Origin of the sequence: Paraplanobispora siamensis, assembly GCF_016863175.1 — a bacterium.
GTDB classification, from domain to species: Bacteria; Actinomycetota; Actinomycetes; order Streptosporangiales; family Streptosporangiaceae; genus Planobispora; species Planobispora siamensis.
The window spans coordinates 1-21,316 of sequence record NZ_BOOJ01000086.1; the positions used below are offsets into that span (position 1 = coordinate 1).

Sequence of the window (21,316 nt, forward strand, 5' to 3'; positions counted from 1 at the left end):
GGGGAGTTTTCCCGGAGACCGATCCGAGCCGGAGCCGTGCCGTACAGAGCCAGGTCCGTACAGCGCCAGGCCGGGGCCCCGGTGCTGGAGATGTAAATGAGGTGACCGGGGCGGGACGGGCTCAGTATGGTGGCCCGGGCGTGAAGATCTGGTGCGCCCGGGTGATGAGACAGCGATTCGGTGACGGGTGGTGAAGTCAGATGGGGAGGTCAGATGTGGAGTTCACCGGACAGGACGGTGATCGCTTGGCCGGCGAGTTCGACGCGGTCGGATCGCACGGTCGTGCGGATCGAACCGCCGCGTTCCGAGCACTGGTGGCCGGTCAGCGTGTCCCTGCCCAGCTTGGCCGCCCAGTAGGGGCCGAGCGCGCAGTGGGCGGAGCCGGTTACCGGATCCTCGGGAACACCTACGCGGGGTGCGAAGAACCGGGAGACGTAGTCGGCGCCCTCTCCTGCGGATAGGGCGGTCACGATGACTCCCCGGGCATCCACCTCTCCCAGGGCGGTGAAATCGGGAGAGGCGGCGCGCACGGCGTCTTCGTCCTCGACCTCGACGAGATAGTCCCACACGTTCTTGCCGATCCAGACGGGTTCCACTCCGAGGGACTCGACCAGGCCCGCGGGCGGGTCGACCTTCTCCATGGCCTTCGCAGGGAAGTCCATCGTGATGAGGCCGGTCTCGTCCTTGGACACGGACAGGATTCCACTCTTCGTGGAGAACTCGAGGGTGCCGGACGCGCCTTCGGCGGAGTAGAGAACGTGCGCGGTCGCCAGGGTCGCGTGCCCGCACAGGGCGACCTCGACCGCGGGGGTGAACCAGCGCAGGGAGTACGGTCCGCCGTCCTCCCCCGGGAGCAGGAAGGCAGTTTCCGAATGCCGCATCTCCTTGGCCAGGGACTGCATCCACGAATCCGGCATAGGGGTGTCCAGCAGGCATACTCCGGCGGGGTTGCCCCGGAAAGGCTGGCCGGTGAAGGCGTCGACGGTATAGATCCGCATGACGCGATGGTAGCCGTGGGATGAACAGGGATTGGATGCTCCTCTGCCGGGCAGGCAAGGAGCCACGTTGGTCGTACAAAATGGAAATACACACTGGGCGTGTCGCACCGTGAACTTCCGGTCGTCGGTTAGCGTCCAATGTGCAGGGACTGAAAGCCGGGACGGCGGGGTCCTGAGGAAAGGACGAGCCGATGGGGGCAGTGCGCAAGGTGGCCACCTACCTTGGCCTGGGAGCGGACGAGCATTACGACGAGTCCTACGACTACGAGGACGACGTCGAGAACGAGGAGTCGGAGGAGTGGCACGCCTCCGCGTCCGAGCGCGCGGCCAGGCGCTGGCGTTCGATCGCCGAGCCTTCGCGGATCGTGATGCTCACACCGAGGAAGTACAACGACGCGCCCACCATCGGTCGGCACTTCCGTGAGGGCCAGGCGGTCATCATGGATGTCAACGGCATGAGCACCGCCGAGGCGACCCGGATGGTCGACTTCGCGGCCGGTCTGGCCTACGGCTGCGACGGACGCATCGAGCGGATCGCGGAGAAGGTCTTCCTGCTGGCTCCGGCGGATGTCGAGGTCACCACCGGCTGATCGCCCGAGGTCTGATTCGAGGTCACGCTCGGCTGGATCCGCGTGCGCCGGGCTCGCTCGCCGGAGGCTATCCGGCGCGGGGGCCGCGGCGCAGCAGGCGGGTCAGCTCGGTGAGGTCCGAGGCCGCGTCCTGGGCGCGTTTGTCGGCCTCTCTGGCGTACTCATGCAGGGCCCACACCGCGCCCTCGGCCAGCTCGCGCAGTTCCCTGAGCTGAGCGGCGACGTAGTCGGCGTCGGCCTGTTCCTGCCGGCGCCGCAGCAGCAGGCGGTATCCGCCGAACCCGGCCAGGGCGACCGCGAGCACCGCCGCGGCGAGGGCGAGCGGGACGGACAGGCCGGGGAGGGCCACGGCGGCGACCAACAGCACCGCTCCGAGGCCGAGCAGGGCGTAGGCGGGCCATGGGCCGCCGCGGGCGGGCACGCCCTCGGTGACGACCCGTTCCTCGGCGTCGGCCAGGGACGCGGAGTCGGGGCCCTCCGGGTGGAGCACGACCTGATGCCCGAGGATCGGCAGGATCACCGTCGCTGGGGGACCGGCCTGGGTGGCCTGGGCGAGGCGTTCGGCGGCCTCGCGCACGATCGGGGCGGCCACGTGCAGGGCGATGGCCGTGAGATAGGGGTCGGCGCCCGGCCGCAGGTCGTTGAGGAGGTGCCCGGTGAGCGAGTTCATCGGGCCCTCGGGGCCGCCGGTCCCGATGAGCCGGCGGAGTACGGCCAGCGGCTCGTCCTCGGCCCAGCCGGTGGCCGGGGTGCGCGAGTGGTTGGCCAGCCTGCCGCCGACGCGGTTCTCGCGGGCCGAGGTGATCTCTACGCACCGGCCGCGGAGCCGGGCGAGCCTGGCGGCGGCGCGGACCGGCTCGGCCAGTTCGGGAAGCTCGGCGAGCTCGGGGAAGTCGGCCAGGGACGGCGGCACCACGATCGACGGCTCGTCCGGGGTCAGCGCGCGCAGCCAGTCGGCCGGGTCGGCGGCAGCCGAGACGGACACCGCGTCGAGCTTGCGCAGTACGAAGATCTTGCCCGCAGGGCCGTACGCGCCCTTGGCGGCGGCGAGCCAGAGGGCCCGCTGGCCGTGGGTGACGGGCCGGTCCGGCCGGAGCTCGCCGAAGGCGGTGCCGAACCAGGAGGCGTGGATCCGCTCGCCCTGACCGGCCACGGCCAGGGCCAGGCAGAGGAACAGGGCGGTCTTGTGCGGGTCGCGGTGGGCGGCGCGGCCGAGCGGTTCCAGAGCGTCGTCGCCGCGCAGCAGCGCGGTCAGGGCCTCGACGGCCGGGGCCAGCCAGTGGCCGGACACATCCGTGAACTCCGGCGGCGCCACGTCGAGGGAGCCGCCGGCGGCGAGGTTCGCCAGGAGTGCCTCGGCGTATCGATGCAACTCCGTCCCGGTGTGGGGGTCGGCGGTGAGGTCCATGCTCAAGGGCGGAGAACTCTCTTGACGTCGTGGCCGTTGACCGCGCCAGCGTAATCGGCCCCGGAGCGTGCGGCCGGGAGGCGCGCCGAACCCGCCTTTGCCAGACGATCACCCCGATTTGGCGAATCGGGGTGATCGTCCCGCGGGACTCACATGCGCTCGGGAACCGGGACGCCGAGCAGGTCCAGACCGGTCTCCAGCACGCGCAGGGTCAGCGCGCACAGGGCGAGCCGGGAGGCCCGGACGGTCTCCTCGACGTCGTCCCGCAGCACCGGGCAGTTCTCGTAGAACGCGGTGAACGCGCTGGCGGTGTCGAACAGGAACGCGGCCAGCCGGTGCGGGACGGACTCCTCGGCCATCTCCGCGACGGCCGAGCCGAACCCCAGCAGGCGCAGGGCCAGCGCCCGCTCGGCCGGGTGCCCGAGCACGATCGGGCCGGTGGCCTGAGCCGGGTCGACACCGCCCCTGCGGAAGATCGACCGGATCCGGGCCGTGGCGTACTGCAGGTAGGGGCCTGTGTTGCCGGTCAGGGCGAGCATGCGGTCGAAGTCGAAGACGTACTCGCTGTCGTGGCTGACCGACAGGTCGGCGTACTTGACGGCGCCCATGCCGACCGCGTGCGCGATCTCGGCGCGGGTGGCGTCGTCGTACTCGCGGTCGGCGATCACGGCGGCGGCGCGCTCGTCGGCCTCGTCGAGCAGCTCCACCAGCTTGATCGACTTACCGCTCCGGGTCTTGAACATCTTGCCGTCGCTGCCCAGCACGCTGCCGATCTGGACGTGCTCGGCGCGGACGTGGTCGGGCAGCCAGCCGGCCATCCGGGCGGAGGCGTACAGCATCGACATGTGCAGGGCCTGGGTGGCGCCGATCACGTAGATGATGCGGTCGGCCTTGAGGTCCTGGACCCGGTAGCGGATCGTGGCCATGTCGGTGGTGGCGTAGCCGTACCCGCCGTCGCTCTTGCGGATCATGAACGGCAGCGGCTGGTCCTCCCGGCCGGTGAAGCCGGGCGGGAAGATGCAGAGCGCGCCGTCGCTGATCACGGCGATGCCGCGCTCCTGGAGCTCGTCGCAGACCTGGGCGAGCATGGGGTTGTACATGCTCTCGCCGGCGATGTCCTCGTCGGTGAGGGTGATGCCGAGCCGGGTGTAGACCTTGTTGAAGTAGCTGACCGTGGCGTTCATGAAGATGTGCCACAGCCGCATGGTCTCCGGCTCCTCCGCCTGGAGGGTCACCACCCGGGCCCGGGCGCGCCTGTTGAACTCGGGGTCGGAGTCGAACTTCGAGCGGGCGGCCTGGTAGTACTCGTTGCTCCCGCCGGCCTCCAGCTGGGCGACGGCGGCCTCCTCGCCGATGTCCAGCAGGTGCTCGATGAGCATGCCGAACGGGGTGCCCCAGTCTCCCAGGTGGTTCTGCCGGACGACCTTGTTGCCGATGTGCTCGTGCACGCGCGCCAGGGCGTCGCCGACGATGGTCGTGCGCAGGTGACCGACGTGCATCTCCTTGGCCGCGTTGGGCGCGGAGTAGTCGATCACGACGGTCTGCGGCTCGTCCGTGACGGCCACGCCGGTGTGCGGGTCGGCCAGCATCTCGGTGGCCCGCCCGGCGATCCAGGAGTCGTCGAGCGTGATGTTGAGGAAGCCGGGGCCGCTGACCTCGACCGTGCCGGGGAACCCGGCCTCGGTCTTGCCGGGGGGACTGATCTCGGTGAGCCGGTCGGCGATCTCCTGGGCGACCTCCCGCGGTGCCCGTCGCAGTCGCTTGCCCAGGCTCATCGCCACGTTCGCCTGGTAGTCGGCGAACTGCGAGGGACGGATCAGCGGGTCTGCGTCGGAGAAGTCCGCGCCGAAGGCCGCGGCCAGCGCCTGCTGGACGCACTCGGCGAGGACGAGCTGCGGGTCGGTCATGCAACAAGGGTATCGGTACGGCTGCGGTGATCTCCTGCCATATAGCCGGTCGGTGATCTCCTGCCATGCGGCCGGTCCGGACGCCCGCCCGCGAGCGGAGCCATCACGCGCCGCAGCGCCCGTACACGCCGCAGCACCCGTCGCCCCGTACGCGCCGGCGGGGCCCGCTATCCGTCGCAGAGCCGTTACGGGTGGTCGCCGCGTCCCTCACGCGGCGCGCCGCCCTCCCGCCCCTGCCCCGGCGCGCCCCGCCACAGGCGGTGCGAGCGGTGGGCCGGCGCGAGGCGCTCGGCGATGCGGCCCGTGACGCCCTGGGCGGCGAGCCTGGCGGCCAGGACGCAGGCGGCGCTGATCCCCTGGGCCCGGGAGGCGCCGTGGGCGATGACCACGGTGCCGTTCAGCCCGAGGAGTACGGCGCCGCCGTGCTCCTCTGGGTCCAGCCGACGGCGCAGCTCCCGCAGGCGGCGTCGCTGGAGCATGCCGCCCAGCCTGGCCGCGGGGCTCTCCTCGATCGTGTCGCGGAGCTCGCCGAAGGCGTAGCGGACGCTGCCCTCGACGGTCTTGAGCGTGACGTTGCCGGTGAAGCCGTCGGTGACGACGACGTCGACGACCCCGGTGAGCAGGTCGTGGCCCTCGATGTTGCCCGCGAAACCGAGGCCGGGGGCGGCCGACAGCAGCTCGTGCGCCCGCCTGACGAGCTTGTTGCCCTTCTCGGGTTCGCTGCCGATCGTCAGCAGGCCGACGCGGGGCTTGTCGATCTCCAGAGCGGTCTCGGCGTAGGCGGTGCCCAGCTGGGCGAACTGCACCAGCATCTCCGGCTTGACCTCGGCGTTGGCGCCGGCGTCGAGCAGCACGGTGGGACGGGGCCGGGTCGGCAGGGCCACCGCGATGGCGGGTCTGAGCACCCCGGGCAGGCTCTTGAGCCGGAGCTTGCCGGTGGCCACGATCCCGGCGGTGGAACCGGCCGAGACCACGGCGCAGGCGTCGCCGCGCCGTACCAGGTGGCAGGCCACGGCGATGCTGGAACGGGGACGGCGCAGGCTCGCCAGCGCGCCCTCCTCCATGGACAGGACCTCCTCGGCGCGGACGATCGGCACCTCGGTGGTCGCGTCGTGCAGGACCAGTGCCTCGTACAGGATGCGGGGGGAGCCCACGAGGACCACGGGGACCCCGTGTTCCCGTACGGCCCGCACGGCTCCCGCCACGATCTCTTCCGGGGCGTGATCGCCGCCCATGGCGTCCAGCGCGATCGGTGCGACGCCGGAAGCGGCGATGTCAGGCAAGCGGTCACCTCATGCGGAAGGAGTATGTCCGCATCGTAGGCGAGGTTACCGGTGAGTTACGTGGCCGGGTGCGGTCACGGTCTGCTCCGAGATGTGTCGCGAGAGGGAGAAGAACCGGGATTCCAGAAATCCGGTGTTCGGCGGAACCCGCACGAGGGTGATCGCGTCAGGTGTATAACCGCGACAGACGCGCGAGAGCGCGAACCGGTTTACACGGAGAAGAACAAAACCGGAAGGAAAAAGCCTGGTGATGTTGAAAGAAGGCTCCATACGCGGCTTTCGTGCCTATACCGCGAAGCACCTCGACGAGCTGCTGGGGAGGGGCGGCATCCCGGAGGAGGAGCGGCTCCGGATCCGGGCGGTGGCGACCGTCCTGCCCTTTCGTACGAACACCTACGTGGTGGACCGGCTCATCGACTGGTCGGCCGTTCCCGACGACCCCATCTATCGGCTGGTCTTCCCGCAGGGGGACATGCTGCCCGAGGCCGACGTCACCAGACTGGCAGGTCTGCTCCGGCAGGGTGCCACGAATGGGGAGATTCAGGCAGTCGCCAACACGATCAGGAAGCGGCTCAACCCGCACCCCGCCGGTCAGCTCGACCTGAACGTCCCCCGGGTGGGCGCCGAGCCGATGCCCGGTGTGCAGCACAAATACCCCGAGACCGTTCTCTTCTTCCCCAAGCAGGGGCAGACCTGTCACGCCTACTGCACCTACTGCTTCCGCTGGGCGCAGTTCATCGGCGAACCCGACCTGAAGTTCGCCTCCGACGACATCCGGGGCCTGGTGGCCTATCTCAAGGAGCACCCCCAGGTGACCAGCGTGCTGTTCACCGGCGGCGACCCCATGATCATGGGGGAGCCGGTGCTGCGCCGCTATCTGGAGCCGCTGCTGGAGGTGGAGCAGCTGGAGTCCATCCGCATCGGCACCAAGTCGCTGGCCTACTGGCCCCAGCGCTTCGTGTCGGACCCCGACGCCGACGACACGCTCCGGCTGTTCGCCTCGGTGGCGGAGGCGGGCAAGAACCTCGCCTTCATGGCCCACTTCTCCCATCCCAGGGAGATGGAGCTGCCGGTGGTCGAGACGGCGGTGAGCCGCATCCTCGCCACGGGCGCGACCATCCGCACCCAGGCGCCGCTGATCAGGTCGATCAACGACGAGCCGGGCCTGTGGTCGTCGATGTGGCGGCGCCAGCTCACCATGGGCATGGTGCCCTACTACATGTTCGTCGAGCGGGACACCGGCCCGCAGGACTACTTCGCGGTGCCGCTCGGGCGGGCCTACGAGATCTTCAGGGACGCCTACGCGAACGTCTCGGGGCTGTGCCGTACGGTGCGCGGCCCGTCCATGTCGGCCACGCCGGGCAAGGTCTGCGTGGACGGCGTCACGGAGATCGCCGGTCAGAAGGTCTTCGTCCTCCACCTCATCCAGGCCCGTGACCCCGAACTGGTCGGGCGTCCCTTCTTCGCCCGCTACGACCCCGAGGCCGTGTGGCTGACGGATCTGCGGCCGGCCTTCGCCGACCGCTTCCCGTTCGACCCCGAGGCCGCCGATCTGCGGGTGCCTGCCTGATGATCCGGTCAAGCGGGTGCCGGGCGCAGGGAAAATCTGCTCCCCCGGCCCATGGCGCCCGCTTTCCCGTCTCTTTTGCCCGGCCTTGCCGCAGGCTCACGGAAAGGGCACCCCGGATTTCTTCGCCATTTCCGACATAAGGATTGTCAGACCGACATCCTTCGCGGTGCTATTTCCGTTTTAACGGCCCGTATCGGGCGGTTCCCCGGAGCCTCCCGATGCGGGCTTTCGCACGTCATCTGCCCTGTGTCGACAGGTGGTCTAGGCATCGTAAACAGGCTGGGACGTTGCTGAAGGCGGTGATAGAAATGCCGGAGCAGCTTCCGGCCCGGGCGTTGAGCGCAACCCTCCGAAACGCGTCCGCCGGTGAGCCGAGTCTAAGGGTCTGCTTTTCCGCTTTTCGCTGGAGAAGCAGGACGATTCACGAGCTGGGAAGGCAATCATGAAGCGAGTCATCAAAGCGGCTGTGGCCGTTGCGGCTTTCGGCCTCGCGGCGGCGATCTGCTCGCCCGCCCAGGCACAGGCGAGGGACGGAGCGGACGAGACCTTCAGCGACCAGGGCGCGACCGGTACCGTCTCCATGGCGATCCAGGGCCTGTCGGGCGGCCTGTTCGACAGCGGCGCCGCGCTGAGCGGTCTGGGCAGCGGACAGAGCACCATGGCCGCCGACGGCCTGACCGCGACGGGGATGGAGAGCATCAGGAAGCTCCTGGGCGTCTCCGCCGACCAGATCACCTGGGGTGCCCCGGCACGGGGCGTCAGTGACGGCACCGGCCCGGTGGGGCAGACCGTCGACACCACCGCCGGCCTGGTCGGCACCACCGCCGACACGCTGAGCTCCGGTGGGCGCCTGGTGGAGAACACCCAGAACTCCAGCGAGGGCCTGGAGGGCGCGGGCAACCAGCAGGGCGCGGTCGACGGCCTGGTGTACGGCCTCAACCAGGCGGTTCCGCAGGGTCCCGGCCAGGGCGGCAGCCTCGCCCCCCTCGTGGGCACGGTGACCCCGCAGGAGGCCGCCCCGGTCATGGACTCCGTCGAGCCGCTCACCCGCTCGGCCTCCATCGACGAGCTCGCGCCGCTGGTCGGCAGCAGCGGTGCGAAGGCCTCCGACACCGCGGCCGACGTCATGGACTCCCTCGCGGACACCATCGGCAGCGCGACCCGGAAGGTCACCGAGTAACCGAGGACCCGGCCGCCCGGCCGGAGCCGCCGCCCCGATCCGGGAACGGCGGCCCGGGTGGGTGGGCCTGAAGAGACCGGCCGGTGCGCACCGGCCGGTCTCTTCGTGTCCTCACCCGGATGTCCGGCCGGGTGCGGCCGTATCGCTCAGCGCCCCGGAGACCGCACGGCCGTGCGGCGGGCGATCTGGGCCTGAAGTCTGGCCATCTGCCAGTGCAGCTCGATGAGCTGCTCGGCGAGCTGGAGACGGGATATCTCGGACGGATCCTCTGCGGCCAGGTGGTCGATCGCGGTGGACAGCTCTCGCATCGCGCGCCCCCACTCCATGACGGCTTCCTAGGGTCGAACCCCCTGCTCGAAACAACGTTCGAATCATAGCGGAACGCCGGTCCCGGTGTCAGTCGATCGACGCGCGACTCGCCGCACGGCACCCGGCCGGGTGTCGATCAGCCGGAGACGCCGTATTCCGGGACGATGTAGCCGCGGGCCAGGGTGTTGGCGGTGATGTTGAAGCCCACCACCGCGGGCGGGGCGTCGGCGTCCACGCCGAGCTTCTCCACGCCCAGGGCGTGCACGGCGAAGATGTAGCGGTGCGGCGCCCCGGGCGGCGGAGCGGCGCCGCCGTACTCCTTGATGCTGTAGTCGTTGCGGGCGTGCACGCCCGCGCTCGTGCCGGCGCTCCCGGCGCCCGGGGGCAGCTCGGTGACGTCGGCGGGGATGTCGTACAGCAACCAGTGCCAGAACCCGCTGCCGGTTGGGGCGTCGGGGTCGAAGCAGGTCACCGCGTAGCTCAGGGTGCCCTCGGGGGCGCCCGACCAGCGCAGGTGCGGGGAGACGTTCTGCCCGCTCATGCCCCAGTCGTTGAAGACATGGGCGTCGGACAGGGTCTCCCCGTCGCGGACGTCGTCGCTCTCGACGGTCAGCGCGGGGACCTCGGGCAGGAAGTCGTACGGGATCGGCGGCCGTGGCGGCACGGTTCACCTCCGATGAGGAACGTCTTGTCGGTCGTTCCTCATCTTGCCCTGCGATCAGGCCTTGTTGTAGGCGGCGAGCACCGTCTGCGGGTCGCCGTCCATCTTGATCTTCCCCTTGTGCAGCCAGATGACCCGGTTGCAGGTCTCCTCGATCACGTCGAGGTTGTGCGCGACCAGGAAGACCGTGCCGGCCTCCTCGCGCATCTGCTTGATGCGCTCCTGGCTCTTGCGCTTGAACTCGCGGTCGCCGGTGGCCAGGGCCTCGTCGATGATCAGCACGTCGTGCTTCTTGGCCGAGGCGATGGCGAAGCGCAGCCGGGCGCCCATGCCGGAGGAGTAGGTGGACATGGGGAACTGCACGAACTCCCCGATGCCGGAGAAGTCGACGATGTCGTCGAACTTCTCCTTCACCTGGTCGGGCTTCATGCCCATGGCGTAGCAGCCCAGCACGATGTTGCGTTCGCCGGTCAGCTCGCGCATCAGGGCGGCGTTGACGCCCAGGAGCGAGGGCTGGCCGTCGGTGTAGACGGCGCCGGAGTGCGGGGGCAGCAGGCCGGCGATGGCGCGCAGGAGGGTGGACTTGCCCGAGCCGTTGCGGCCGACGATGCCGATGGCGTCGCCGTGGCGGGCCACGAAGGAGACGCCGCGGATGGCGTGGATCTCCTTCATCTGAGGGCGTCCCTGGCGCTTGAGGAGGCGCAGGAGGGCGTTGGCGGCGTTGCCCTTCTCGGCTTCGGTGGCGGCGCCGTACACCCGGTAGATGATGTGCAGGTCGTCGACGATCACCGTCGGGGTGCCCTCGCGCGGGTTGTGCGGGGGTTCCGGGTTGGGATGAACCCTGACATCCGGGCTGGGCGCACCGGACTCCTCGGCCTTCACGCGGGACAGCTCCTCGGTCAACTCAGCCACGGCCGTACTTCTCCTCGGCTCGCCAGAAGTACCAGAAGCCACCGAGCAGGGCGAACACTGCCCAGAATACGCAAACGAACCAGATGTACGGTCGAGGTTCGTGTGTCTGTATGAGCAGGTCCCGCATGAGCTCGATATAGGCGGCGGCGGGGTTGGCGTACATCACGTCGGCGACCCACTGCGGCAGGCCGGCCGAGTTCACGACCTTGTCGCCGATCGAGAAGAACACGCCGGAGGCGTAGAGCCAGGTGCGCATGATGAACGGCAGGAGCTGGTTCAGGTCGCGGGCGGTGGAGCCGACCCGGGCCAGCACCAGGCTGGCGCCGATGTTGAACATGGTCTGCAGCAGCAGCGCGACCGGGATGAGCAGCCAGAACCAGGTGATCGGCTCCTGGGTGAGCAGCACCAGCCCCAGCAGCACGCCCATGGAGATCAGGAGCTGCTGGAACTCCTGGATCGTGTAGGCCAGGGGGAGCGCCGCGCGCGGGAAGTGCAGGGCGCGGATCAGCGACAGGTTGCCGGAGATCGACTTGGCGCCGCCGCTGACCGACCGCTGCGTGTAGGTGAAGACGAACATCCCGGTGATGAGGAAGGCGGGATAGTTGTCGATGCCCTTCTGCGCGCCGAGGATCAGGCCGAACATCAGGTAGTAGATGGCGGCGTTGAGCAGCGGCGTGAGGACCTGCCAGAGTTGGCCAAGCGCCGAGTTGCTGTATTTCGAGACGTTGCGCGAGGTCGCGTACGTCATGACGAAGTGCCGTCGTTCCCACAACTGGCGCAGGTAGACGGGCAGGCTCGGGCGTGCGATGGCACGCCGAAGCCCGTAACGCTCGGCGAGCTTGGCCAGCGGCTCCTGCCCCTTCACGGGGGTGCCGTCACTCGGGCCGCCCGCCTGGGCGTCCGCGGTGGCGGATTCCGGCTGGCTCATGGCATGGACTCTATTGGATGTGGGTGGGTGACGTGCCTGCGGCGGTGTCCCGCCGCACCTTGGACGGAGCTCTGAGATGAGAGGTTCCACGGCAATTGTGTGGATCTCCCCCCGCCCTCTGACCCCCGCGATCGGGTCAACGGTAGCCCAGCCGGAGGCACTGGGGCAGTAATGGCGCGGCCACTCTGGCCAGGGAGGTATGTTGACGTGACCATTGCTGTACCACATGTGGGCTAATGTCCGCTTTAGGCGGGTTTGGTGACGCGGTGTGGGTGGTTTGGTCACCGTATGACGCGTATCGGCACATGCGTAATCGAACTGCAACAACACGGAGACGACTCGGTGTGGGGCCGTACGGGATAGTCGCGTCCGACTGGTGTGGCGTCAGCACGTCTGCCGGGCCAGTGGGAACCGGGGGAACGCGCATCCTCCGCGAGGCCGGCCCGGGCAACGGAGCTCAATGTCGGCGCTCACCTGTAAAGGGAGGATTCACCACAAATGCGTGTCATCAAGGGTGCGAAGCTCGTCGCCGGCACAACATTGCTCGCTCTGGCACTCGCCGCCTGCGGCAACGCCACTTCCACGGGCGAGGCCTCCGGTGCCGAGGCCGTGCGCATGAAGATCGGTGAGCCGCAGAAGCTGTTCTCTCCCGGTGACACCGTCGAGTCCGAGGGCGCCGAGGTCATGGCCGCGGTCTTCGCTCCGCTGGTGAAGTACAACGACGACAAGGAAGTCGTCAACCACGTCGCCGACTCGATCAAGACGTCCGACAACAAGGTCTGGACGATCAAGATCAAGGAGGGCTACAAGTGGCACAACGGTGAGCCGCTGATCGCCCAGAACTACGTCGACGCGTGGAACTACGCCGCCAACCAGGAGAACGCGCAGAGCGCCAACTACTTCTTCGGCCGGGTGCAGGGCTACGCGGACCTCAACCCGGGTGAGGGCAAGACCCCCTCCACCAAGGAGATGAGCGGCCTGAAGGCCGTCGACGAGACGACCTTCCGCGTCACGCTCTCCCAGCCGTTCTCGCAGTTCGGCACCATGCTGGGCTACACCGCCTTCTACCCGCTGCCCAAGGCGGCCTTCGACGAGGGCACCGGCAAGATCACCGATGCCTACATGAAGAAGCCGATCGGCCAGGGGCTGTTCAAGATGGACGCGCCCTACAACAAGGGCACCGACCAGACGATCAACCTGTCGCTGTTCAAGGACTTCCCCGGCGACAAGCCGAAGTTCGAGAAGCTGCAGTTCAAGGTCTACACCAGCGCCGAGACCGCCTGGAACGACCTCCAGGCCGGCAGCGTGGACATCCAGGAGCAGCTGCCCCCCGCGGCGATCTCGACCGCGAAGGCCGAACTGGGCGAGCGCTACATCGACCAGGCCGACGCGGCCATCGGCTACATCGGCTTCCCGACGATCGCGAGCCGGGCCTACGACGACATCCGGCTGCGCCGGGCCATCTCGATGGCCATCGACCGCAAGACCATCACCGAGACGGTCTTCTCCGGCACGCGCGCCCCGGCCGACGACTTCCTCAACCCGCTGCTCGACGGCTACCGCCCCGGCGCGTGCAAGGCGTGCGTCTACGACCCGGACGCGGCGCGCAAGCTCTACGCCGAGGCGAACGGGCCCAAGACGCTGGAGCTCGGCTCCAACATGGACAACGGGCACAAGGAGTGGATCGAGGCGGTCGCCAACAACCTCCGTTCCAACCTGGGGATCACGGTCAACGTCACCCCGTTCGAGAAGTTCCAGCAGATCCTGGACGAGCTGGACGCCAAGAAGTACACCGGCATGTTCCGCTCGGGCTGGCTGATCGACTATCCGTCCCCGGAGAACTACCTGACCCCGGTCTTCTCCACCGGTGCGATCAAGGACGGCTCCAACTACACGGGCTACTCCAACCCCGAGTTCGACGAGCTCCTGGTCAAGGGTGACACCGCGGCCACCATGGAGGAGAGCCTGAAGTACTACCAGAAGGCGGACGACCTGCTCCTGCGCGACCTGCCGATGATCCCGATCTTCTACTACCGGATGAACGCGGCCTTCTCCGAGAACGTCAGGGGCGTCAAGATCAACCTCCTCAACCAGGTCGAGTGGGCCCAGGTCGAGAAGGTGGTCTGACAGGTTCCCCCGGGCCGGGCGGCCGACCGCCCGGCCCCATCAGGTCCCGCCCCGCCGCGGGCGCTCCCGCGACCCGGGAGGCCCGGCGGGGCTGTACGAGAGGCTTGTCATGGGCCGCTACATCCTCCGGCGTCTGCTCCAGGCGATCCCCGTACTGCTCGGCGCCACACTGCTCATCTACGCCATCGTCTTCGCCCTACCCGGCGATCCGATCGCGTCGATGTACGGCGACAAGCGGGCGCCCGAGAACGTCGTCAACGCGATGCGCGAGCAGTACCACCTGAACGACCCCTTCATCGTCCAGTACTGGCACTACATCTCCGGGGCGTTCCAGGGGAACTTCGGCAGGACCTTCGCGGGCGTCGAGGTCTCCTCGATCATCGCGAGCAAGTTCCAGGTCACGCTGAACCTCGCCTTCACCGCCCTGGTGATGGAGGCCGTCATCGGCGTGGGCCTCGGGCTGTACGCGGCGCTGCGCCGCGGCAGGGCGCAGGACACGATGGTGCTCGCCTCCACGCTCGTGCTGATCTCGGTGCCCACCCTGGTCACCGGGTTCGTCCTGCAGCTGCTGCTCGGCGTCAAGCTCAAGCAGAGCACCGGGATCGAGTTCTTCCCGATCTCGGGCGTGGCGGACGGGCTGCACAGCTATCTGCTGCCGGCCTTCGTGCTGGCCGGGACGTCGATCGCCTACCTGACCCGGCTGACCAGGACCAGCCTCGCCGAGACCCTGCGCGCCGACTACATCCGCACCGCGGTGGCCAAGGGCATGCCGCGGCGCCGGGTCGTCGGGCGGCACGCGCTGCGCAACGCGCTCATCCCGCTGGTGACCTATCTCGGCGCCGACCTCGGCACGCTGATGGGCGGCGCGGTCATCACCGAGACGATCTTCAACCTGCCGGGCATCGGCCAGGAGCTGTTCCGCTCGGTCTACGAGCGGCAGCAGCCCGTGGTCGTGGGCATCGTGACGCTGCTGGTGCTCGTCTACATCCTGGCCAACCTGATCGTCGACCTGCTGTACGCCGTGCTCGACCCGAGGATTCGCTATGAGTGACACCGCGGCCCCGAGGGCCAGGCACGCCAAGCACGCCAAGTCCTTCTCCCGGCCCCCGTCGAAGCCTCGGTCCGGGTCCTCAAGGGGCGGCAGGACGGCCGGCGGCGCCAAGCCCGCCAGCCTGTGGAGCGACGCCTGGCAGGACCTGCGGCGGCGCCCGCTGTTCATCGCCTCGGCGGTGCTGATCGGTGTGATCCTGCTGATGGCCGTGGCCCCCGGCCTGTTCACCTCGGTGGACCCCTACGACGCCTCGACCTGCCGGCTCGGGGACGCCCGCCAGGCCCCCAGCGCCCTGCACTGGTTCGGCACCGACAACCAGGGCTGCGACACCTACGCCCGCACCGTGTACGGCGCGAGCAACTCGCTGCTCGTGGGCCTGTGCACCACCGTCGCGACCGTCGCGGTCGGCGGCCTGCTCGGCCTGGTGGCCGGGTTCAGGGGCGGCCTGCCCGACGCGCTGCTGTCGCGGGTGACCGAGGTCTTCTTCGCCATCCCGTCGGTGCTCGGCGCGCTGCTGATCCTGGCGGTCTTCCGCGCCGGCACGGTGTGGACCGTCACGCTCGCGCTGGCCGTACTGGCCTGGCCGATGACCTTCCGCATCATGCGGGCCGCGGTGATCACCGCCAAGAGCCAGGACTACGTGATCGCGGCACGGGCGCTCGGCGCCTCCAACCGGCGGATCATGTTCCGGCACGTCCTGCCCAACTCGATGGCCTCGGTGATCGTGGTCGCCACGATCAACCTCGGCGTGTTCATCGCCGCCGAGGCCGGGCTGTCGTTCCTGGGCGTGGGCATCCAGTCGCCCGAGATCTCCTGGGGGCTGATGATCGCCGACGCCCGGCCGCGCTTCCTGGAGGCGGCGAGCCCGCTGCTGTTCCCGGCGGCGTTCCTGAGCGTCACGGTGCTGGCCTTCATCATGCTGGGCGACGCGGTGCGCGACGCCCTGGATCCGAAGCTGCGGTAGGGGGAAGCCGTGAACCAGTCGACACCGCCGATTCCGGCCTGGGGGATCCCGGACCCGGTCCGCGGCGTCACGGGCACCGAGCCGCTGCTGGCCGTGGACGACCTGCACGTGGAGTTCGCCACCCGGCGGGGGACCGTGAAGGCGGTCAACGGGGTCAGCTACGCGCTGAACCCCGGTGAGACGCTGGCCGTGCTCGGCGAGTCCGGCTCGGGCAAGTCGGTGACCGCGCAGGCGATCATGGGCATCCTCGACGCCCCCCAGGCCCGCATCCCCCGGGGACGCATCCGCTTCCGGGGCACCGACCTGCTGCGGCTGAAGGAGGACGCGCGCGCCCAGGTGCGCGGCCGGCGCATCGCCATGGTCTTCCAGGACGCCCTGTCCGCGCTGAACCCGGTGTTCACCGTGGGCTCGCAGATCGCCGAGATGTTCCGCGTGCACCAGGGCACGTCCCGGCGCGACGCCGAGGCCAGGGCGGTCGAGCTGATGGACCGGGTCCGCATCCCGGGCGCGCGGCAGCGGCTGCACGACTATCCGCACCAGTTCTCCGGCGGCATGCGTCAGCGCATAATGATCGCCATGGCGATCGCCCTCGACCCCGAGGTGCTGATCGCCGACGAGCCGACCACCGCGCTCGACGTGACCGTGCAGGCCCAGATCATGGAACTGCTGGCCGAGGTGCAGCGTGACAGCGGCATGGGCATGATCCTGATCACCCACGACCTCGGCGTGGTGGCCGACGTGGCCGACAAGATCGTCGTCATGTACGGCGGGCGGATCGTCGAGAACGCCCTCGTGCACGACGTCTACCGGACCCCGGCCCACCCGTACACCAAGGGGCTGCTGAAGTCGATCCCCCGCGTCGACCGCAAGGGCCGGGAGCTGTACGCCATCTCCGGGACGCCGCCCAACCTGCTCGACATGCCGCCGGGCTGCGCCTTCGCCCCGCGCTGCCCCTACCGTCAGGACAACTGCACCACCGAGGCGCCGCCGCTGTACCGGATCGGCCCGACGCGGGGCAGCGCCTGCCACTACTGGAGGGAGGTCCTCGATGGCAGCCACGGGTGACGCGGTGCTGGAGGTCCGCGACCTGGTCAAGTACTTCCCGCTGACCGAGGGCGCGATCTTCCGCAGGCAGGTCGGTGTGATCAAGGCCGTGGACGGGATCTCCTTCGACCTGCGCCGCGGTGAGACGCTCGGCATCGTGGGGGAGTCGGGTTGCGGCAAGTCCACGCTGGCCAAGCTGCTGATGGGGCTGGAGCGGCCGACCGGCGGCTCGGTGCGCGTCTGCGGCCGGGAGATCGCCGGCGCCAGGGGCGCGGACCTCAAGCGGGTCCGCCCCACCGTCCGGGAGATCGCCGACGTCAAGGGCGCGGACCTCAAGCGGGTCCGCCGCAACATCCAGATGGTGATGCAGGACCCGTACACCTCGCTGAACCCGCGGATGACCGTCGGCGACATCGTCGGCGAGCCGTACGAGATCCACCCGGACGCGGCGCCCAAGGGCGACCGCCGCCGCCGGGTCCAGGCCCTCCTGGAACTGGTGGGCCTCAACCCCGACGACGTCAACCGCTATCCGCACCAGTTCTCCGGCGGCCAGCGCCAGCGCATCGGCATCGCCCGCGGGCTGGCGCTCCAGCCGCAGATCCTCGTCTGCGACGAGCCGGTCTCCGCGCTGGACGTGTCGATCCAGGCCCAGGTGATCAACCTGCTGGCGCGGCTGCAGCGGGAGCTGGGCCTGGCCTACGTCTTCATCGCCCACGACCTGTCGGTGGTGCGCCACATCTCCGACCGCGTCGGTGTGATGTACCTGGGCAAGATGGTCGAGCTGGGCAGGGACGCCGAGATCTACAGCCAGCCCGCCCACCCCTACACCCAGGCGCTGCTGTCGGCGGCCCCGGTCCCCGACCCGGACGGCCGCGAGCGGCGCGAGCGGATCGTCCTGCAGGGCGACCCGCCCTCCCCGGCCGACCCCCCGTCGGGCTGCCGGTTCCGTACCCGCTGCTGGAAGGCGCAGGACATCTGCGCCCAGCAGGAGCCGCTGCTACAGCTGCGGCCGGGTACCTGGCACGAGAGCGCCTGTCACTTCGCGCAGGTGCACGACGTGATGCCCTCGTTCTGACCGATCAGCCGGCCTTCAGGGCGCTCAGCAGACCGCCCAGCAGGCCGCCGATCGGGTTGCCGCCGCCCAGCAGGCCGCCGCTGCCGCTGAGGAGGCCGCCGATCGGGGTCTCGGCCATGGACTGGCCGTAGTCGGGGGCGGAGTCTGCGGCGGAGGCGACGGCGGCCGTGCCCGCGACGGCGAGGCAGGCGAGGGCTGAGGCGGCGATGATGCGACGGATCATAGTGTTCTTCCCCCGAAGGAATCCCGGGCTCGGCACGCGGGTATGACCGCGGTGCGCGCCCATCTGACTACGCATTGGCGCATAGCAGTATGGGCGCGCACCGGCGATCGGGACCCGACGGCGCGTCACACAGTGGCGATGATGGCCGAGCCATGACCGAACAGACCCTGGTTGGCGGCCAGACCAGCCCTGGCGTTGACCACTTGACGGGCGCCCGCTGTACCTCGCAGCTGCCAGGTGAGCTCGCACACCTGCGCTAGCGCCTGCGCCGGGATGGCCTCGCCGAAGGAGGCGAGCCCGCCGGAGGGGTTGATCGGGATCCGGCCGCCGAGCGCGGTGTCCCCGGCCCGCAGCAGCTTGTCTGCCTCACCCGGCGGGGCCAGGCCCACGTCCTCGATCCAGTCGAGCTCCAGCGCGGTGGACAGGTCGTAGACCTCGGCGAACGACAGGTCCGCCGGGTCCAGGCCCGCCTCCTCGTAGGCGGCGTGGGCGATGGAGGCGCGGAAGGTCCGCTCGGGGGGCGGCACGGCCGCGGTCGAGTCGGTGGCGAAGCAGGGCAGTTCGAGTACGGTGTTGGGGAATGATGGGGTGACGGTCGAGATCGCGGCGATGCGCACCGTCGCGTCCAGCCCGCGGCGGCGGGCGTACTCCGGGGAGACCAGCACCACCGCGGCGCCCCCGTCGGAGGTGGCGCAGATGTCCATTAGCCGCAGCGGGTCGGCCACCATCGGGGAGGCGAGCACCTGCTCGGCGGTCACGGTCGCCCGGTAGCGCGCGTTCGGGTTCAGGGAACCGGCCAGCGCGTTCTTGACCTTGACGGCGGCGAAGTCCTCGGGCGTGCTGCCGTACAGGGCCATCCGCCTGCGCGCGTACAGCGCGAAGTAGGCCGGGTTGGTGGCGCCGAGCAGCCGGAAGCGGAGCCAGTCCGGATCGTCCGGGCGGTCGCCGCCCACCGGCGTGAAGAAGCCCTTGGGCGTGGAGTCGGCCCCGACGACCAGCGCCACGTCGCAGAGTCCGGCCAGGATCCGGGTGCGCGCGATGTCGAGCGCCTGCGCGCCCGAGGCGCACGCCGCGTAGCAGGAGGCGATCCGCGCGCCCGTCCAGCCGAGCGCCTGGGCGAAGGTGGCGCCCGCGACGAAGCCGGGATAGCCGTTCCTGATCGTGTCGGCGCCCACCAGGAACTGCACGTCGGTCCACTCCAGGCCCGCGTCGCGCAGCGCCGCCCGGGCCGCGGCCACGCCGTAGCCGACGAAGGGGCGGCCCCACTTGCCCCACGGATGCATGCCCGCGCCCGCGACGACGACGCTCATGGCCTGCCCCACATCCAGACCTCCGGGCCGTCGGCGAGCGGGCCCGAGGTCAGCTCCAGCTCCATGCCGACGTGCAGGTCGTCCACGGTCATGTCCTTGACCTGGCCGAGCACCACGATCCCCTCCTCGGCCAGCTCCACCGCCGCCAGGGTCACCGGCGTGTACGGCTCCGCGGCCGCGAAGGGGGCCGGCGGCGGGTAGCAGGCGTTGGTGTAGGACCACACGGTGCCCCGCCGGGACAGCCGCGTCTCGGCCAGGTCCTCGCCCGAGCAGCGGGGATTGCGGCACAGGCCGGTCTGGGGCGGGAAGTGGACGGTCCGGCAGTCGGCGCAGCGGGTGCCCAGCAGGTGGGCGACACCGTCGTCGACGACGAACCAGCCGTCGATGGCAGGTATGGGCATGGGCCCAATATGACACAAGCGCTTGCTCGGTAACATCCCCTCGGCGTCCGGGGCCGGGGGCGGTGCCCGGGGTCTAGTGCTCGGAGTCGGCCGGCGGCGGCCGGTAGGAGCAGCGGCGGCCCCTGAGCAGCCGGCGGGCGGACATGGACAGGACGAGCAGGACCAGGAGAGCGCAGACGATCTGGCGTGGCCCGATCCCCTCGCCGCTCCCCGGGCCGGTGGACGCGCCGCTCACGGGGCCGGTCGCGGTCTCCCGGACGGCGCCGCCGGGGACCCGGCGGGGGGCCGTGGCCCTGAGCGACCGCCGCTGGGACCTGGCCGCCTGCTCCAGCGCCCGGACGGCGTTGGCCACCCCGTGACCGTAGGCGCTGTCGTGCCCCCCGGCGGGGGCGTGGGTGGTGCCGCGCTCGATGGCGCGGCGGACCTGTGCCGGGCTCATCGCGGGGAACTCCGCCTTGATCAGCGCCGCGATCCCGGAGACCATGGCGGCGGCCGAGCTGGTGCCGTCCCCGATCACGTACGAGCGGGATCCGTCGGCGGTGATGATCCCGGTGCCGGGGGCGACCACCGACAGGTAGCGCTGACGGTTGGAGAAGGGCGCCACCCGCATCTTCTCGTCCACCGCGCCCACCGAGATCACGCCGGGGTAGGCCGCGGGGAAGTTCCTGCGGTTCGGGCCCGCGCCGTCGTTGCCGGAGGAGGCCACCAGCACCGCTCCCCGGCCGAGCGCGTAGCGCACCGCCTTCTGCTCGGCCGCCGTCCCCTTCCACTCGCTGCCGCCGCAGCCCAGCGACATGCTGATGACGCGGGCGCCGTGGTCCACGGCGTAGCGGATGCCCCGGGCCAGCGACCGCCCGTCCCCCTCGCGGAACCGGGCGCGCCGGGGGTCGTCGTTCTCCAGGGCGATCCGGACCGACAGGATCGTCGCGCCGGGGGCGATCCCGATCACTCCTCGGGATCGGTCCGTGCCGCGCCCACGTCCGGCGATGAGACTGGCCATGGCCGTCCCGTGCCGGCCCCACAGGGAGTCCGTGCGCGCCGCGCCCGTCAGATCGGGGCCGTCGACCACCGCGCCGGCCAGGTCGGGATGGTCGCCGTTGACGCCGGTGTCCAGCACCGCTACGACCACGCCCTCACCGCGGGTCGTCCGCCATGCCTGCTGGGCATCGAGCGGGGCCAGAGCCCACTGGCGGCTCCGGGTGCCGCCGGGATCCGGTGGATCGTCCGGCCCCCGGACCGCGGGCCAGGCGAAGGCGGTGAGAGTGATCACGGTCAGGGTCGCGCCGAGCGCGCGCGTGCAGAACACGGCGACCTCACCAGGAGGGGGACAGGTCAGATGGGGATTCTGACACGCGTTCCCAATCGCAATCCGGTG

General features: G+C 70.1%; 20 protein-coding genes. 8 read left to right on the forward strand and 12 right to left on the reverse strand.

Features of this window, described 5'->3' with window-relative positions; translation table 11 throughout:
- Positions 1-209: 209 nt before the first annotated feature.
- Complete coding sequence (locus Psi01_RS40440) at positions 210-998, reverse strand: PhzF family phenazine biosynthesis protein (RefSeq protein WP_204069500.1); 789 nt, start codon at positions 996-998, stop codon at positions 210-212.
- 191 nt (positions 999-1,189) lie between these two features.
- Between Psi01_RS40440 and Psi01_RS40445 the strand changes: the two genes are divergently transcribed.
- Positions 1,190-1,588 carry a cell division protein SepF gene (locus tag Psi01_RS40445; RefSeq protein WP_204069501.1) on the forward strand — a complete coding sequence of 133 codons (399 nt, stop codon included), beginning with the start codon at positions 1,190-1,192 and terminating at the stop codon, positions 1,586-1,588.
- A 67-nt stretch (positions 1,589-1,655) separates the two neighbouring features.
- On the opposite strand, the gene Psi01_RS40450 is transcribed toward Psi01_RS40445, so the two are convergent.
- The 3 genes from Psi01_RS40450 to plsX all read right to left on the reverse strand — a co-directional run bounded on the left by Psi01_RS40450 (position 1,656) and on the right by plsX (position 6,138).
- A complete protein-coding gene (locus Psi01_RS40450) occupies positions 1,656-2,996 on the reverse strand; it encodes a hypothetical protein (protein WP_239128406.1) in 1,341 nt (446 codons plus the stop codon).
- Between the two features lie 149 nt (positions 2,997-3,145).
- Positions 3,146-4,903: an arginine--tRNA ligase gene (gene argS, locus Psi01_RS40455; protein ID WP_204069502.1), complete on the reverse strand. Its 1,758-nt coding sequence runs from the start codon at positions 4,901-4,903 to the stop codon at positions 3,146-3,148.
- 185 nt (positions 4,904-5,088) lie between these two features.
- Positions 5,089-6,138 (reverse strand): phosphate acyltransferase PlsX, encoded by a 1,050-nt coding sequence (gene plsX / locus Psi01_RS40460; protein WP_239128407.1) that lies wholly within the window; start codon positions 6,136-6,138, stop codon positions 5,089-5,091.
- A 298-nt stretch (positions 6,139-6,436) separates the two neighbouring features.
- Between plsX and Psi01_RS40465 the strand changes: the two genes are divergently transcribed.
- Together Psi01_RS40465 and Psi01_RS40470 are read left to right on the forward strand one after the other, a co-directional pair.
- A complete protein-coding gene (locus tag Psi01_RS40465; RefSeq protein ID WP_204069524.1) occupies positions 6,437-7,756 on the forward strand; it encodes a KamA family radical SAM protein in 1,320 nt (439 codons plus the stop codon).
- A 466-nt stretch (positions 7,757-8,222) separates the two neighbouring features.
- The gene (locus tag Psi01_RS40470; protein WP_204069504.1) at positions 8,223-8,936 is read left to right on the forward strand and encodes a hypothetical protein; all 714 of its coding nucleotides are present in this window, start codon (positions 8,223-8,225) and stop codon (positions 8,934-8,936) included.
- A gap of 146 nt (positions 8,937-9,082) precedes the next feature.
- Here the strand turns inward: Psi01_RS40470 and Psi01_RS40475 are convergent, their stop codons facing one another.
- From Psi01_RS40475 to Psi01_RS40490, 4 genes are all read right to left on the reverse strand, one after another.
- Positions 9,083-9,262 carry a hypothetical protein gene (locus Psi01_RS40475; RefSeq protein WP_203879996.1) on the reverse strand — a complete coding sequence of 60 codons (180 nt, stop codon included), beginning with the start codon at positions 9,260-9,262 and terminating at the stop codon, positions 9,083-9,085.
- Positions 9,263-9,381: 119 nt separating this feature from the next.
- On the reverse strand, positions 9,382-9,909 hold the full coding sequence (locus Psi01_RS40480) for a YbhB/YbcL family Raf kinase inhibitor-like protein (protein WP_204069505.1): 528 nt from the start codon (positions 9,907-9,909) through the stop codon (positions 9,382-9,384).
- 54 nt (positions 9,910-9,963) lie between these two features.
- Positions 9,964-10,818, reverse strand: coding sequence for an ABC transporter ATP-binding protein (locus Psi01_RS40485; RefSeq protein WP_239128405.1), 855 nt, complete (start codon positions 10,816-10,818; stop codon positions 9,964-9,966).
- A complete protein-coding gene (locus Psi01_RS40490; RefSeq protein ID WP_204069506.1) occupies positions 10,811-11,746 on the reverse strand; it encodes an ABC transporter permease in 936 nt (311 codons plus the stop codon). The genes Psi01_RS40485 and Psi01_RS40490 overlap by 8 nt, the downstream gene beginning before the upstream one ends.
- A gap of 498 nt (positions 11,747-12,244) precedes the next feature.
- On the opposite strand from Psi01_RS40490, the gene Psi01_RS40495 reads away from it, so the two are divergent.
- From Psi01_RS40495 to Psi01_RS40515, 5 genes are all read left to right on the forward strand, one after another.
- On the forward strand, positions 12,245-13,873 hold the full coding sequence (locus tag Psi01_RS40495) for a peptide ABC transporter substrate-binding protein (RefSeq protein WP_204069507.1): 1,629 nt from the start codon (positions 12,245-12,247) through the stop codon (positions 13,871-13,873).
- Between the two features lie 109 nt (positions 13,874-13,982).
- Complete coding sequence (locus Psi01_RS40500; RefSeq protein WP_204069508.1) at positions 13,983-14,924, forward strand: ABC transporter permease; 942 nt, start codon at positions 13,983-13,985, stop codon at positions 14,922-14,924.
- Positions 14,917-15,888: an ABC transporter permease gene (locus Psi01_RS40505; RefSeq protein WP_204069509.1), complete on the forward strand. Its 972-nt coding sequence runs from the start codon at positions 14,917-14,919 to the stop codon at positions 15,886-15,888. Before Psi01_RS40500 ends, Psi01_RS40505 begins: the two co-directional genes overlap by 8 nt.
- A 9-nt stretch (positions 15,889-15,897) precedes the next feature.
- Positions 15,898-16,953 carry an ABC transporter ATP-binding protein gene (locus Psi01_RS40510; protein ID WP_275424657.1) on the forward strand — a complete coding sequence of 352 codons (1,056 nt, stop codon included), beginning with the start codon at positions 15,898-15,900 and terminating at the stop codon, positions 16,951-16,953.
- The gene (locus Psi01_RS40515) at positions 16,937-18,007 is read left to right on the forward strand and encodes an ABC transporter ATP-binding protein (RefSeq protein WP_204069510.1); all 1,071 of its coding nucleotides are present in this window, start codon (positions 16,937-16,939) and stop codon (positions 18,005-18,007) included. Before Psi01_RS40510 ends, Psi01_RS40515 begins: the two co-directional genes overlap by 17 nt.
- Positions 18,008-18,011: 4 nt before the next feature.
- On the opposite strand, the gene Psi01_RS40520 is transcribed toward Psi01_RS40515, so the two are convergent.
- The 4 genes from Psi01_RS40520 to Psi01_RS40535 form a co-directional block, all read right to left on the reverse strand.
- On the reverse strand, positions 18,012-18,230 hold the full coding sequence (locus Psi01_RS40520; protein ID WP_204069511.1) for a hypothetical protein: 219 nt from the start codon (positions 18,228-18,230) through the stop codon (positions 18,012-18,014).
- 125 nt (positions 18,231-18,355) lie between these two features.
- Positions 18,356-19,540 carry a lipid-transfer protein gene (locus Psi01_RS40525; protein WP_204069512.1) on the reverse strand — a complete coding sequence of 395 codons (1,185 nt, stop codon included), beginning with the start codon at positions 19,538-19,540 and terminating at the stop codon, positions 18,356-18,358.
- The gene (locus Psi01_RS40530; protein WP_204069513.1) at positions 19,537-19,941 is read right to left on the reverse strand and encodes a Zn-ribbon domain-containing OB-fold protein; all 405 of its coding nucleotides are present in this window, start codon (positions 19,939-19,941) and stop codon (positions 19,537-19,539) included. The genes Psi01_RS40525 and Psi01_RS40530 overlap by 4 nt, the downstream gene beginning before the upstream one ends.
- Positions 19,942-20,014: 73 nt before the next feature.
- Positions 20,015-21,247 (reverse strand): S8 family peptidase, encoded by a 1,233-nt coding sequence (locus tag Psi01_RS40535; RefSeq protein ID WP_204069514.1) that lies wholly within the window; start codon positions 21,245-21,247, stop codon positions 20,015-20,017.
- Positions 21,248-21,316: the final 69 nt, after the last annotated feature.

Excerpts from the sequence above, each read along its gene's own strand:
- Psi01_RS40490 (WP_204069506.1), bottom strand. The coding sequence starts at position 11,746 with ATGAGCCAGCCGGAATCCGCCACCGCGGACGCCCAGGCGGGCGGCCCG.
- plsX (WP_239128407.1), bottom strand. The coding sequence starts at position 6,138 with ATGGGCGGCGATCACGCCCCGGAAGAGATCGTGGCGGGAGCCGTGCGG.
- Psi01_RS40465 (WP_204069524.1), top strand. The coding sequence starts at position 6,437 with ATGTTGAAAGAAGGCTCCATACGCGGCTTTCGTGCCTATACCGCGAAG.
- Psi01_RS40530 (WP_204069513.1), bottom strand. The coding sequence starts at position 19,941 with ATGCCCATACCTGCCATCGACGGCTGGTTCGTCGTCGACGACGGTGTC.
- Psi01_RS40505 (WP_204069509.1), top strand. The coding sequence starts at position 14,917 with ATGAGTGACACCGCGGCCCCGAGGGCCAGGCACGCCAAGCACGCCAAG.
- Psi01_RS40445 (WP_204069501.1), top strand. The coding sequence starts at position 1,190 with ATGGGGGCAGTGCGCAAGGTGGCCACCTACCTTGGCCTGGGAGCGGAC.
- argS (WP_204069502.1), bottom strand. The coding sequence starts at position 4,903 with ATGACCGACCCGCAGCTCGTCCTCGCCGAGTGCGTCCAGCAGGCGCTG.
- Psi01_RS40525 (WP_204069512.1), bottom strand. The coding sequence starts at position 19,540 with ATGAGCGTCGTCGTCGCGGGCGCGGGCATGCATCCGTGGGGCAAGTGG.
- Psi01_RS40500 (WP_204069508.1), top strand. The coding sequence starts at position 13,983 with ATGGGCCGCTACATCCTCCGGCGTCTGCTCCAGGCGATCCCCGTACTG.
- Psi01_RS40495 (WP_204069507.1), top strand. The coding sequence starts at position 12,245 with ATGCGTGTCATCAAGGGTGCGAAGCTCGTCGCCGGCACAACATTGCTC.
- Psi01_RS40450 (WP_239128406.1), bottom strand. The coding sequence starts at position 2,996 with ATGGACCTCACCGCCGACCCCCACACCGGGACGGAGTTGCATCGATAC.
- Psi01_RS40515 (WP_204069510.1), top strand. The coding sequence starts at position 16,937 with ATGGCAGCCACGGGTGACGCGGTGCTGGAGGTCCGCGACCTGGTCAAG.
- Psi01_RS40440 (WP_204069500.1), bottom strand. The coding sequence starts at position 998 with ATGCGGATCTATACCGTCGACGCCTTCACCGGCCAGCCTTTCCGGGGC.
- Psi01_RS40520 (WP_204069511.1), bottom strand. The coding sequence starts at position 18,230 with ATGATCCGTCGCATCATCGCCGCCTCAGCCCTCGCCTGCCTCGCCGTC.
- Psi01_RS40475 (WP_203879996.1), bottom strand. The coding sequence starts at position 9,262 with ATGGAGTGGGGGCGCGCGATGCGAGAGCTGTCCACCGCGATCGACCAC.